Origin of the sequence: Pseudomonas sp. BF-R-26 (genome assembly GCF_019947395.1) — a bacterium.
In the GTDB taxonomy this organism is placed as follows: Bacteria; Pseudomonadota; Gammaproteobacteria; order Pseudomonadales; family Pseudomonadaceae; genus Aquipseudomonas; species Aquipseudomonas farris.
In genome coordinates, this window is the sequence record NZ_JAGYGK010000002.1 from 426328 (window position 1) to 438171 (window position 11844).

Sequence of the window (11844 nt, forward strand, 5' to 3'; positions counted from 1 at the left end):
CGATTAGCCTCCCCCGCATTCCTTTTTGTTCAACGAGATCCGTTATGAACCCAACGACTCAGGTGCCCCACGGTGCCGCGACAATGACCCGAGGCATGATGCTGCTCTTTGCCTTCTGCTGCGGCGCCATCGTGGCCAACATTTACTACGCCCAGCCGATCATCGGCCTGATCGCGCCGGACATCGGCCTGACCGACACCATGGCCAGCCTGATCGTTTCGCTGACGCAGATTGGTTATGCGCTGGGTCTGTTCTTCCTGGTGCCGTTGGGTGATCTGCTGGAAAACCGCCGCTTGATGATCATCACCACCGTGGTGGCGATTGCCAGTCTGCTGGGCGCCGCGTTCACCGATCAGCCGAATGTGTTTCTGCTGATCTCGTTGCTGGTGGGGTTCAGCTCGGTGTCGGTACAGATCCTGATTCCACTGGCCGCCCACCTGGCGCCGGAAGAATCACGCGGCCGCGTGGTCGGCGGCATCATGGGTGGTTTGCTGCTGGGGATTCTGCTGGCTCGACCAGTGTCCAGCGTAATCGCCGACCACTTCGGCTGGCGTGCGATGTTCATCATCGCTGCGGTATTGATGGCGGCCATCAGCATCGTGCTGGCCCTGACCATTCCCAAGCGCCAGCCTGATCACAGCGCTTCTTATGGCCAGTTATTGGGTTCGCTCTGGACGCTCTTGCGTCAGCAGCCGGTTTTGCGTCAACGGGCGTTTTACCAAGCCTGCATGTTTGCCACATTCAGCCTGTTCTGGACTGCAGTGCCGCTGGAACTATCGCGCAATCATGGCTTGTCGCAAACCCAGATCGCGATCTTCGCCCTGGTCGGCGCCATCGGCGCGATTGCCGCACCCATCGCCGGTCGACTGGCCGATGCCGGCCATACCCGCATCGCCTCGCTGCTGGCCCTGCTATTCGCCAGCCTGAGCTTCCTGCCCGCCTTCATCCACCCGGCCTACAGCGTTATCGGCCTGGCGGTGACTGGGGTGGTGCTGGATTTCTGCGTGCAAATGAACATGGTCCTCGGCCAACGCGCGGTCTACACCCTCGACGCTAAAAGCCGCGGCCGTCTGAATGCGCTGTACATGACCAGCATCTTCATCGGCGGCGCGTTTGGTTCTTCGGTGGCCAGCGCGGTGTATGAGCATGGCGGCTGGTTGTGGATCGTGATTGTGGGTAGTGCGTTTCCGTTGTTGGCGTTGTTGCGGTTTTTGAGCGTTTCGCAGAGGCGTTCGTTGGCAACGGCTTAGGACGCTAAGAGCTTCGCGGGCAAGCCCGCGAAGGCGATTTGAGTGATACCACTCAAGGCCGAACCAGTTTCTCCATCGCCGCATCCGCGAGAAAGGAGGAGCGGCTTTTGACATTGTGCTCTCGCACATAGCGGTCAATGCGCTGGATCACGTAGCCAGGCAGCGTCACATTGACCTTCTCGGTCTTGCCCAGATACGGCGAGATGTCGAGTTCCAGCATCCCCCAACCCATGTCGGCAAATTCCGGATTCTCGCGGTGCACAGCCGCTGAGGTCGGCATCGGAATTGACTCCCCGCCTGCCATGAGCTCCTGCAGCATGATGTGGGCAATTTCGACCGCCGCGTTGTAAGCATCTTCAAACGTATCCCCGGCCGTTACGGCACCTGGGATATCGGGGATCTGAATACCGATGGCGGTGTTCTCGTCGCCCCACTCGATACAGATTGGGTATTGCATTATGGATCTCCTGCCAAACTGGCTCCCGGGCAATAAAGCCTGGCTCGCCTCCTGATGCTTTTAACCGTCCCGACCGGCAAATCCTTCTTCGGATGAGGGACGGGTATCGTGTAAGGGTTGTAACGGTGAGTGAAGAGGTGATGACTGCCGGTGACCCGTTCCAGTGTCCAGCCCGCCTCTATCAGTTCCTTGATCAATAACCTGCTCTGCACCACCAGCCTCCTTGCTCCGGCCCAACAAAAAATAACCCTAGAGTTACTTTTACTCAAGCACAAAAGTCCGGATCACGACGCTCGGTTGTTTTACAAGGGTGTGATTTTGATCGGACCTACGTCGAGGATGCTCACTCTCTTGTGTTTTGTACCCAGCTCCCTGAGCTACACAATCAAGATCTTTTCAAACCCCAAAAAGCAAAACGGCGATCCTTAGATCGCCGTTCCCTTTCACTGCCCGAATTGTCTGCCCAACCCACCCGGCACGCCATTGATGTTCGTCTCTTCCCACGGCCCGTTCGGGCTGATCGAACGGCTCCAGCCGTTGTTCCAGCGGTAGTAGGTGCGCTGGCGGTAGAAGGTGTTGGTCTGATCATCGAGAACGTAAACGCCGAGTTTCGCGTCCCAATGGCTATTGCCACCCGGTGGCGGGGCAAAGCTGGCGGAGGTGCGTGGAATCGGCTTGGACGGTTTGACTGGGGTACTCGGTTTGCTCGGTACCGTCGGCGGAGGCGGTTTGGTGCTTGGCCCCGAAGGCGGGATTGGCGGCAGCCGTGTGGGCTCGGGCTGCTGGACCGCACAGGCGCTTAACCCCAAAACCATACTGAGGAGAGTGATACGAGCGATGGCGGTCATGGTGGCGCTTCCTGTTATTTATCCGGGCTGTCGATGATCAGTTTTTGTTGCGCGGTGGTGGTGGTGGCCAAGGGTTGGCTGCGACCGATCCATTCGCCGGCAGTCGGTTGGCCGGCGCGGGAGATGCGCGCAACCAGTTGGACTTCAGGGAAGTTCGACAGTTTCAACTGCGGCATCATGGCGTCGGCATCACTCAGTTCCACAGTCGCCGGCAAGTCGGCAACGGTCAGACGCTTGGCGGCCAGCGGCGCGGGTGGGCCGGAGATGGCGCGGGCGAAGATGAACACGCTGTCACCCGGCTGGACCTTGGCTTTCAGCTCTGGCGCCAGATCGACTTGCACTTTGAGCAGTGCTGCAGCTTTGGCCGCAGGCGCTTGGGCAACCTTGCCACCACTGGCTTCGAGTTTCTCGGCGGCGCGAGTAATGCCACCTTGCAGCGCGACGCGGGATTTATCATCCGGCGGCAGTTGCGTCAGCAGGCGATTCCAATAGTCGATGGCGTCCTGGTAACGCTCACTTTCAAAGGCCGCGATGCCTAGCAGACCGAGGCTGGTGACTTCTTTCGGATCAGCTTTCAGCGCTTCGTCGGTCAGTGCCTGAACCTTGTCCGACCACTTCTTGCCATCAGCGAAATATTGCGCCTGGGCCCATTGCCCGAGCAGTTCCGGCTGACGACCAGCCAGGGTCACGGTGCGTTCGAAGATCTTCGCTGCATCAGCCGGACGGTCCTGAGCCATGTAGGTGCGGCCGAGGAAGTACAGGCCTTCGGCCGAATCCGGTTGGGCGGCAACCGCACGTTCCAGTCGACGGGTCATCTCTTCCATCGACTGCGGCGCCTGAGCGAATTCGCGGGTCAGCTCGACTTTGTCGCTGGCGCCGAAATGCAGGTACAGCCCAAGGCCCAGCACCGGCACCAGAATCGCCGCCAGCAATGGCAACGGTTTGCCCAGACGCGACACGCGCGGCGCCTCGACGCCTTCGGTGTCGGCGAGCAGTTCACGGGCAGCTTCGGCGCGGCCGGTGTCCATTTGTTCGGCGTTGAGCACACCCTCTTCCTGCTGAGTCTGCAACTCAGCCACGCGCTCCTGATAAAGCGCGACGTTCAGTGCCGTGCGGTCCTCTTCAAGCTGAGCGCGACGACCACGCAGAACAGGGATCAGCAGAAAACTCAGGGCAACCAGGAGCAGCAGGCCTGCAGCGAGCCAGAAATCAATCATTCTTGGTTTTATCCAACAGGTGGTCGAGGCGCTCGCGCTCCTCGGCAGAAAGCGTGTCCGGGCTGTCGGTGCGTTGCACGCGACGACGGCGGACGATCACGGCGATGATCACAAAACCGCCCAGCAGCAGGCCGGCGGGGCCGAACCAGAGCAGTGCGGTTTTGGCGTTGAGGGCAGGTTTGTAGCGGACGAAATCACCGTAGCGGTCGACCATGAAATCGATGATTTGCTGGTTGTCCTTGCCCTCGCCGAGCATGCGGAAAATCTCTTTGCGCAGGTCGGCGGCAATCGGTGCGTTGGAATCAGCGATGTCCTGATTCTGGCACTTGGGGCAACGCAGCTCTTTGGTCAGCTCACGAAAACGCTCACGGTCGCCTTCTTTGGCGAACTCATAGGTGTCGATGGCCGCATGGGCCACACCGGCCATGCTCAAACCCAGCACGGCGGCGGCGATCCAGCGCCTCATGGCTTGGCCTCGTCGACCAGCGCCTGATATTTGGCCGCCAGTTTTTCGCGCCAGACTTGCTCGTCGATCACGCCGACGAATTTGTCGCGGATGATGCCCTTGGCGTCGATGAAGAAGGTTTCCGGTGCGCCGTACACGCCAAGGTTCAGGCCCAGGGTGCCGGCATCGTCACGGATGTCCAGTTGATACGGGTTGTGGAACTCGGCCAGCCACTTCAAGGCATCGGTGTTGACGTCCTTGTAGTTGACGCCGTAGATCACCACGCCCTGCCCGGCCAGTTTGTTCAGCACCGGGTGCTCGACCCGGCAGGAAATGCACCAGGTGCCCCAGACGTTGACCAATGCCGGTTTACCCAGAAGGTCCGCTTTGGTCAGGGTTTTGTCACCCTGCACCGAAGGCAACGAAAACTCCGGGAACGGTTTGTTGATCATCGCCGAAGGCAGCTCGGCCGGGTCCAGGTACAGACCCCGATACAGAAAAACAGCAACCACCAGAAAAATCGCCAGTGGTAACAGCATCAACCAACGTCTCATGCAGTGGCTCCCGTCATGCCGAGCGCTTCACGCACGCGGCTTTTCACCTTGACCCGATAACGGCGATCCAGCGCCGCCAGCAACCCGCCGAGACCGGTGAGCAACCCACCGAACCAGATCCAGCGCACGAACGGTTTGACGTGCACGCGGACCGCCCAGGCACCCTCGCCCAGCGGCTCGCCCAGAGCGACGTAAAGGTCACGGGTGAAACCGGCGTCGATCCCGGCTTCGGTCATCACCGAGTTCTGCACGGTGTACAGGCGTTTTTCCGGGTGCAGCACGCTGATTTCCTTGCCATCGCGGATCACCCGGATGGTGCCCTTGTCGGACGTGAAGTTCGGCCCTTCGAAGTGCTTGGCGCCTTCGAACACAAACTGATAACCGGCCAGGCTCATGGACTCACCCGGCGCCAGGCGCAGATCACGCTCGGCACTGTTCTGGCTCGACAACACGACACCCAGCGCGCACACGGCAATGCCCAAATGTGCGACTTGCATGCCCCAATAGCTGCGAGTCAGAGTCGGCAGACCTTTGATCAGGCCCTTGTGACGGGTCTTGTCGAAGATATCCCGCACACCGGCCAGCAACACCCAGGCAGCCAGCATGAATGTCGCCAGTACTGCCCAATTGAAATCGCCATAAGCGACGCCCGCCACGACGGCCAGCGCAGCGCTGCCGAGCAACACCGGGGTCAACATGCTCATCAGCCATTTGACCGGGGTGTCTTTCCAGCGCACCAGCATGCCGACCGCCATCACCACCATCAGCAACGCCATCAATGGAATGAACAGCGCGTTGAAGTATGGCGGGCCGACCGACAGTTTGGCGCCGGTCATCGCATCGAGGATCAATGGATACAAGGTACCGAGCAGGATCATCGAAGCGGCCACCACCAGCACCAGGTTATTGCCCAGCAGCAGGGTTTCCCGGGACCAGAGGTTGAAACCGACATGGCTCTTGACCACCGGAGCGCGCAGAGCGAACAGCGTCAGCGAACCACCGACCACAAACAGCAGGAAGATCAGGATGAACACGCCGCGCTCAGGGTCCGACGCAAAGGCGTGGACCGAGGTCAGCACGCCGGAACGCACCAGGAAGGTCCCGAGCAAACTCAACGAAAATGCGGCGATGGCCAGCAGCACCGTCCAGCTCTTGAACACGCCACGTTTTTCCGTGACCGCCAACGAGTGAATCAGCGCCGTGCCCACCAGCCAAGGCATGAAGGACGCGTTTTCCACCGGGTCCCAGAACCACCAGCCGCCCCAGCCGAGTTCGTAGTAGGCCCACCAGGAGCCCAACGTAATACCGATACCGAGGAAAGCCCAGGCCACGATTGTCCACGGACGCGACCAGCGCGCCCACGCCGCATCGAGGCGGCCGCCCAGCAGCGCAGCAATGGCGAAGGCGAAGGCCACGGAGAAACCGACATAGCCCATGTACAGCATCGGCGGGTGAACGATCAGGCCGATGTCTTGCAGCAGTGGATTAAGGTCGCGACCATCCGTCGGCATCTGCGGCAGGATGCGGGCGAACGGGTTGGACGTCAGGATCAGGAACAGCAGGAAACCGGTGCTGATCATGCCCATCACTGCCAGCACCCGGGCCAGCATCACTTGCGGTAATTGCCGGGAGAACACCGACACCGCGAAGGTCCAGCCGCCGAGGATCAGTGCCCACAGCAGCAACGAACCTTCGTGAGCGCCCCAGACGGCGCTGAATTTGTAGTACCACGGCAAGGCGCTGTTGGAGTTGCTGGCCACGTAAGCAACGGAGAAGTCGTCCGCCATGAACGCGTAAGTCAGGCAACCGAAAGCGAACAGCAGAAACGCGAACTGCCCCCAGGCGGCCGGCTGGGCCAGGCTCATCCACAAGCGGTCGCCGCGCCATGCACCGAGCAATGGCACCACGGCTTGAACCAGCGCGAAACACAGCGCCAGTATCATGGCCAAGTGGCCCAATTCAGGGATGAACAGCCCTGAACTATAAAGTGAGGAAGTCATCAGTTAGCCCTCTTTCGCGGGAGTAGGGGCCGACTGACCGCTGTCTTTCAGCGCCTTGGTCACTTCCGGCGGCATGTACTTTTCATCGTGCTTGGCCAGCACTTCGTCGGCCACCACAACGCCGTCAGCGTTGAGCTTGCCGAGGGCAACGATGCCCTGCCCTTCACGGAACAGGTCCGGCAGGATGCCGCGATAACTGATGGTCACGGATTTGTTGAAGTCGGTGACGATGAATTTCACGTCCAGGGAATCGCCGGAACGCTGCAGCGAACCTTTCTCGACCATGCCACCCGCGCGGATACGTGTGTCTTGCGGCGCTTCGCCATTGGCGATCTGGGTCGGGGTGTAGAACAGATTGATGTTCTGTTTCAAGGCGCTCAAGGCCAGGCCAACGGCAGCGCCGACACCAACCAGGATCGCGAAAATGATGATAAGACGCTTTTTACGCAGGGGATTCACTTACCGTTCTCCCGGCGCAGACGACGCGCCTCTTGTTGCAGATACCGCTTGCGGGCCAGGATCGGCACCGCCACGTTGAGGGCCAGCACCGCCAGGCTAATGCCATAGGCTGACCAGACATACAGGCCGTGATGGCCCATGGCGAGAAAGTCGCCGAATGAAGCGAAACTCATCGAGCGACCTCCAGACTGTTCTGCACTTCGGTTTTCACCCAGCTCGCCCGGGCTTCGCGCTTGAGCACTTCAAGGCGCATGCGCAGCAACAGCACCGCGCCGAAGAAACAGTAGAAACCCAGCGCCGTCAGCAGCAGTGGCAGCCACATCTCGGCGGGCATTGCCGGTTTTTCGGTGAGGGTGAAGGTCGCGCCCTGGTGCAGGGTGTTCCACCACTCCACCGAATATTTGATGATCGGGATGTTGATCACGCCGACGATTGCCAGTACCGCACAGGCCTTGGCGGCGCTGTCACGATTGCTGATGGCGTTGCCCAGCGCAATAAGACCGAAGTACAGAAACAGCAGAATAAGCATGGACGTAAGTCGCGCATCCCAGACCCACCACGAACCCCAGGTCGGTTTGCCCCAGATCGCGCCGGTGACCAGCGCCACGGCGGTCATCCAGGCACCGATCGGTGCGGCGCATTGCAGGGCGACGTCGGCCAGCTTCATCTTCCAGACCAGCCCGACGATGCCGCACACGGCCAGCATCACGTAGATGGACTGCGCCAGCATGGCGGCCGGGACGTGAATATAGATGATCCGAAAGCTGTTGCCTTGCTGGTAGTCCGGCGGCGCGAAGGCCAACCCCCAAACCACACCGATGCTGATCAGTAGCAACGCCGCGACGCTCAGCCACGGCAGCAGTTTGCCACTGATACCGTAAAACCATTTGGGTGAGCCGAGCTTATGAAACCAGGTCCAGTTCATTGCTGTTTCCATCACGGTTGCTGCTCGTCATCACGAAGCAGCCAAAGGGTCTTTACTGGTTAAAAAATAACCAGACCTCATTATTCGCCGACGCTGATCTTCAGGCCAGCAGCTATTGCAAAAGGTGTCAGGGTTATCGCCAGGGCGGTCAGGCTACCAAGCCACAAGAGATAACCGGTCGCCGGCATGCCCTGCAATGCCGCCTGCAAGGCGCCACTGCCGAGAATCAACACCGGGATGTACAGCGGCAGAATCAGCAACGCCAGCAACAGGCCGCCGCGCTTCAATCCTACCGTCAACGCCGCGCCCACCGCACCGAGCAGGCTCAGCACCGGTGTACCCAGCAATAAAGAAAGCAGCAACACCGGCAGACAGGCGGCAGGCAAACCAAGCATCAACGCCAGCAAGGGTGCGAGCAAAACCAGCGCCAGGCCGGAAAAGGCCCAGTGTGCCAGTACCTTGGCCAGCACCAGAAGAGGCAGGGGGTGCGACGAAAGGACCCACTGCTCAAGCGACCCGTCTTCGAAATCACTGCGGAAAAGCCCGTCCAGCGAGAGCAAAACCGATAAAAGTGCTGCCACCCAGACCAGCCCCGGGGACAAGGTTTGCAACAATTGAGTCTCGGGGCCGACCGCCAATGGGAACAAAGAGACGACGATGGCGAAGAACACCAACGGATTCGCCAATTCGGCAGGACGGCGGAACAGCAAACGTGCCTCGCGGGCGACCAACAGGCCGAAAACACTCATACGGCCCAGTTCCCCAAATCAATGTCGCGATAGCCGGCCGGCATCCGGGTCAGGGTGTGGTGAGTGGTCAGGACCACCATGCCACCCCGCTCGCAGTGCGCAGCCAGGTGTTCTTCGAGTTGCGCCACGCCTTGTTTGTCGAGCGCGGTGAACGGCTCATCGAGGATCCACAGCGGCGGGCTGTCCAGATACAAACGCGCCAACGCGACGCGGCGCTGTTGCCCGGCGGAGAGCGTGTGGCAGGGAACATCCTCGAAACCGCGCAGCCCCACCGCCGTCAGCGCCTGCCAGATCGCCTCATGGGAGGCCGGTTGATGCAAGGCGCAGAGCCAGCTGAGGTTTTCCTCGGGGGTCAGCAAATCCTTGATGCCGGCGGCATGGCCGATCCACAGCAGATTGCGCGCCAGTTCAAGACGCTGATCGTTCAGCGGCTGGCCATTGAGCAACACTTGACCGGCGGTCGGCTGCATCAAACCGGACAGCAGACGTAAAAGACTGGTCTTGCCACTGCCGTTGGGCCCGCTGATTTGCAACATTTCGCCACTGGCCAGTCTCAATTCGAGATTTTCGAAGAGCAGCCGAAGGTCTCGCTCACAGGCAAGGGCAACGGTTTGCAGGACAGGACTGGTCAAGAGATCACGGGCCTTTTGCGGTTCAAGTCGGCAGTGGAGCGGCCGCTAAAGAGATGCAGGATAGATGCATTGGCGGCCCGTTTTAGAGAGCTGCGTCAATCAATTGCAATGTTTTTAGCGCCCAGGTGCAACGGGGCGGCATTATACATGCCATGCCCGACTCTAAAGAGCGCAATTTCCACAGGTTGTGACCGCATATGACAGGCGAAATGAACATCCTTCCGCTGCCGCAGACCACGCCCGCGACTTCGCGGCCGCTGGTGGTGAGTGGTGAGCTACTCAAGCTGCTGACGCCGATGGAGGGCCTGATTTCCGTTGGGCAAACCGCCAAGGCTGAAGTGCTCTCGCTCAAGCAGACGGATCAGACCTTTCAGCTGTTGCTCAAAGTCACCCTCGACAGCGGCCGCCAGACCACGGTCCAGGCCACCAGTACTCAGCCGTTGCCTCAGGGCACCAGCCTGGCGATCACCCAGCCATCGGCGGGCAATCTGGCGATCACGGTGCAACAGGCCATCGCCTCCAGCGTCGCGACCCTCACCCGCATCGACACGGCGCAACTGCCGGTCGGGACGTTGCTGCAAGGCAAAGTACTGACCTCTCAGGTCATGCCGCAGGTGCCGGGCCAGCCGACGGTGTTTCGCTCGATGGTGAGCCTGCTCAACACGGCGCTGAGTGGCAGCACGCTGAGCATCGACAGCCCGACGCCACTGCGCATCGGTACATTGCTGAGCGCCTTGGTGCAGGACACCCAGACCCTGAAATTCGTCCCGTTGAGCAGCCGTCAGGAACAGTTGGCGGTGACCCAACAACTGGTCAGCCAGCAAAGTCGCCAAGGCTCTCTGGATGGCTTGATCAAAGTCCTGCAAAACCTGCCGCCGTCGGATCAGACCTCTAGCGACCTGCGCGCTGTCGTGGACAAGCTGCTCGCCGGCCTGCCAGATGTTCAGCAACTGAGCACGCCCAAAGGCCTGGCCCTGGCGCTGGCCAACAGCGGCCTGTTCCTTGAAGCGAAACTGCTGACCGGACAAAACCCGACGCTGACGCCAGACATGAAGGGCGACCTGCTCAAGTTGATCGCACAACTGACGCCGGGCCTGCCGGCCAACACCAATCTCAACGCGATTATTGCCGCCAACACCTTGGCCCAGGCGCTGCCGAGTTTCGTGCGTAGCGCCTTGGGCATGCTGGGGCAAGTCAGCGCCAAACCATTGCCGACCAGTTTCCCGCTCCCCGAGCGTCTGCTGCAAAGTCAGGACGGTGAAGGCGATCTGGAACACTTGCTGCGCCTGGCAGCGGCGGCCGTCTCGCGTCTGCAAAGCCATCAACTGTCGAGCCTGGAACAGACCGGCCTCACCGACGACGGTCGCCTGCTCAGCACCTGGCAACTGGAAATCCCCATGCGCAACCTGCAGGACATCGTGCCGTTGCAGGTCAAATTCCAGCGCGAAGAAGCGCCCGAGAAAGAACAACCGCACGAACGCCGCGACGAACGCGAACCCAAGCAACAATTGTGGCGAGTCGATCTGGCGTTCGACATGGAGCCGTTAGGGCCGTTGCAGATTCAGGCACAGCTGATCAAAGGCAGTCTCTCCAGTCAGTTGTGGGCCGAGCGGCCGTACACCGCGAGCCTGATCGAAAGCAATCTGGCCGGGCTGCGCGAACGCCTGCTGGCGTCAGGCCTGAACGTCGGCGATCTGGATTGCCACCTCGGCACACCGCCACAAGGCCCTCAAACCCGCCTCGAACAACGCTGGGTCGACGAAACCGCATGAACAAATCCACCGCACCGCGCCAGGCCATCGCCCTCAAATACGACGGCAGCCACGCCCCTACCCTCACGGCAAAAGGTGATGAGGAATTGGCCGAAGCCATTCTGCAGATTGCCCGTGATTATGAAGTGCCGATCTACGAAAACGCCGAGCTGGTGAAACTGTTGGCGCGGATGGAATTGGGGGAGAGTATTCCCGAGGAGTTGTATCGCACGATTGCAGAGATCATTGCGTTTGCGTGGAATTTGAAGGGTAAGTTTCCGGCCGGGCATGATCCGGAAGCGGTAATGGTGGAGAAAGATGTCACCGAGCGCGGGGATGATTGCTGAGGATTCGAGGACGCCTTCGCGGGCAAGCCCGCTCCCACAGGGATAGGTGGTGAACACAAAACGTGTTAACGCAGCCAATCCAATGTGGGAGCAACTGTCTTGATGACCTTTATTTTGAAGGCATATTGATAGACAGCTGAACTCCCACAGCTTTAGGCCATGCGATGCCCTACAGGAACACCGCGACCCGTTTAGGCCAAGGGTTCTTTC

15 protein-coding genes are annotated in these 11844 nt (G+C 60.2%); 3 read left to right on the forward strand and 12 right to left on the reverse strand.

All coding sequences use genetic code 11. The features are described from left to right. The first annotated feature begins 44 nt into the window (after window positions 1–44). Entirely contained in the window at window positions 45–1250 is a 1206-nt protein-coding gene (locus tag KGB18_RS04205) for an MFS transporter (protein WP_223569434.1), read from the forward strand. A 52-nt stretch (window positions 1251–1302) separates the two neighbouring features. Here KGB18_RS04205 and KGB18_RS04210 read toward each other — a convergent pair whose 3' ends face one another. The 12 genes from KGB18_RS04210 to ccmA all read right to left on the reverse strand — a co-directional run bounded on the left by KGB18_RS04210 (window position 1303) and on the right by ccmA (window position 9536). Next, window positions 1303–1707, reverse strand: a complete 405-nt coding sequence (locus tag KGB18_RS04210) for a type II toxin-antitoxin system HicB family antitoxin (protein WP_123720721.1) — start codon at window positions 1705–1707, stop codon at window positions 1303–1305. Continuing rightward, the gene (locus KGB18_RS04215; RefSeq protein WP_223569438.1) at window positions 1707–1919 is read right to left on the reverse strand and encodes a type II toxin-antitoxin system HicA family toxin; all 213 of its coding nucleotides are present in this window, start codon (window positions 1917–1919) and stop codon (window positions 1707–1709) included. The genes KGB18_RS04210 and KGB18_RS04215 overlap by 1 nt, the downstream gene beginning before the upstream one ends. Before the next feature lie 231 nt (window positions 1920–2150). After that, window positions 2151–2555: a hypothetical protein gene (locus KGB18_RS04220; RefSeq protein WP_123720719.1), complete on the reverse strand. Its 405-nt coding sequence runs from the start codon at window positions 2553–2555 to the stop codon at window positions 2151–2153. 14 nt (window positions 2556–2569) lie between these two features. Next, complete coding sequence (gene ccmI, locus KGB18_RS04225) at window positions 2570–3772, reverse strand: c-type cytochrome biogenesis protein CcmI (protein WP_123720718.1); 1203 nt, start codon at window positions 3770–3772, stop codon at window positions 2570–2572. Continuing rightward, complete coding sequence (locus KGB18_RS04230; protein ID WP_123720717.1) at window positions 3765–4238, reverse strand: cytochrome c-type biogenesis protein; 474 nt, start codon at window positions 4236–4238, stop codon at window positions 3765–3767. The genes ccmI and KGB18_RS04230 overlap by 8 nt, the downstream gene beginning before the upstream one ends. Next, the gene (locus tag KGB18_RS04235; protein WP_052966781.1) at window positions 4235–4771 is read right to left on the reverse strand and encodes a DsbE family thiol:disulfide interchange protein; all 537 of its coding nucleotides are present in this window, start codon (window positions 4769–4771) and stop codon (window positions 4235–4237) included. Before KGB18_RS04235 ends, KGB18_RS04230 begins: the two co-directional genes overlap by 4 nt. After that, on the reverse strand, window positions 4768–6771 hold the full coding sequence (locus tag KGB18_RS04240; protein ID WP_123720716.1) for a heme lyase CcmF/NrfE family subunit: 2004 nt from the start codon (window positions 6769–6771) through the stop codon (window positions 4768–4770). Before KGB18_RS04240 ends, KGB18_RS04235 begins: the two co-directional genes overlap by 4 nt. Window positions 6772–6774: 3 nt before the next feature. Continuing rightward, entirely contained in the window at window positions 6775–7230 is a 456-nt protein-coding gene (gene ccmE, locus KGB18_RS04245) for a cytochrome c maturation protein CcmE (protein ID WP_038979631.1), read from the reverse strand. Continuing rightward, window positions 7227–7403: a heme exporter protein CcmD gene (gene ccmD, locus KGB18_RS04250; protein ID WP_123360189.1), complete on the reverse strand. Its 177-nt coding sequence runs from the start codon at window positions 7401–7403 to the stop codon at window positions 7227–7229. Before ccmD ends, ccmE begins: the two co-directional genes overlap by 4 nt. Continuing rightward, a complete protein-coding gene (locus tag KGB18_RS04255; protein WP_123720715.1) occupies window positions 7400–8155 on the reverse strand; it encodes a heme ABC transporter permease in 756 nt (251 codons plus the stop codon). The genes ccmD and KGB18_RS04255 overlap by 4 nt, the downstream gene beginning before the upstream one ends. An 80-nt stretch (window positions 8156–8235) precedes the next feature. Continuing rightward, complete coding sequence (ccmB, locus tag KGB18_RS04260) at window positions 8236–8904, reverse strand: heme exporter protein CcmB (protein ID WP_105339828.1); 669 nt, start codon at window positions 8902–8904, stop codon at window positions 8236–8238. Further along, complete coding sequence (gene ccmA / locus KGB18_RS04265; protein ID WP_123720713.1) at window positions 8901–9536, reverse strand: cytochrome c biogenesis heme-transporting ATPase CcmA; 636 nt, start codon at window positions 9534–9536, stop codon at window positions 8901–8903. Before ccmA ends, ccmB begins: the two co-directional genes overlap by 4 nt. A gap of 197 nt (window positions 9537–9733) precedes the next feature. Between ccmA and KGB18_RS04270 the strand changes: the two genes are divergently transcribed. Both KGB18_RS04270 and KGB18_RS04275 read left to right on the forward strand, forming a co-directional pair. Next, window positions 9734–11308, forward strand: a complete 1575-nt coding sequence (locus KGB18_RS04270; RefSeq protein ID WP_223569435.1) for a flagellar hook-length control protein FliK — start codon at window positions 9734–9736, stop codon at window positions 11306–11308. Further along, window positions 11305–11634 (forward strand): EscU/YscU/HrcU family type III secretion system export apparatus switch protein, encoded by a 330-nt coding sequence (locus tag KGB18_RS04275; RefSeq protein ID WP_201059539.1) that lies wholly within the window; start codon window positions 11305–11307, stop codon window positions 11632–11634. Before KGB18_RS04270 ends, KGB18_RS04275 begins: the two co-directional genes overlap by 4 nt. The last annotated feature ends 210 nt before the right edge of the window (window positions 11635–11844 follow it).

Coding starts and splice junctions, on each gene's coding strand:
- KGB18_RS04205 (WP_223569434.1), top strand. CDS start 45: ATGAACCCAACGACTCAGGTGCCCCACGGTGCCGCGACAATGACCCGA.
- KGB18_RS04210 (WP_123720721.1), bottom strand. CDS start 1,707: ATGCAATACCCAATCTGTATCGAGTGGGGCGACGAGAACACCGCCATC.
- KGB18_RS04220 (WP_123720719.1), bottom strand. CDS start 2,555: ATGACCGCCATCGCTCGTATCACTCTCCTCAGTATGGTTTTGGGGTTA.
- ccmI (WP_123720718.1), bottom strand. CDS start 3,772: ATGATTGATTTCTGGCTCGCTGCAGGCCTGCTGCTCCTGGTTGCCCTG.
- KGB18_RS04230 (WP_123720717.1), bottom strand. CDS start 4,238: ATGAGGCGCTGGATCGCCGCCGCCGTGCTGGGTTTGAGCATGGCCGGT.
- KGB18_RS04235 (WP_052966781.1), bottom strand. CDS start 4,771: ATGAGACGTTGGTTGATGCTGTTACCACTGGCGATTTTTCTGGTGGTT.
- KGB18_RS04240 (WP_123720716.1), bottom strand. CDS start 6,771: ATGACTTCCTCACTTTATAGTTCAGGGCTGTTCATCCCTGAATTGGGC.
- ccmD (WP_123360189.1), bottom strand. CDS start 7,403: ATGAGTTTCGCTTCATTCGGCGACTTTCTCGCCATGGGCCATCACGGC.
- KGB18_RS04255 (WP_123720715.1), bottom strand. CDS start 8,155: ATGAACTGGACCTGGTTTCATAAGCTCGGCTCACCCAAATGGTTTTAC.
- ccmB (WP_105339828.1), bottom strand. CDS start 8,904: ATGAGTGTTTTCGGCCTGTTGGTCGCCCGCGAGGCACGTTTGCTGTTC.
- KGB18_RS04270 (WP_223569435.1), top strand. CDS start 9,734: ATGACAGGCGAAATGAACATCCTTCCGCTGCCGCAGACCACGCCCGCG.
- KGB18_RS04275 (WP_201059539.1), top strand. CDS start 11,305: ATGAACAAATCCACCGCACCGCGCCAGGCCATCGCCCTCAAATACGAC.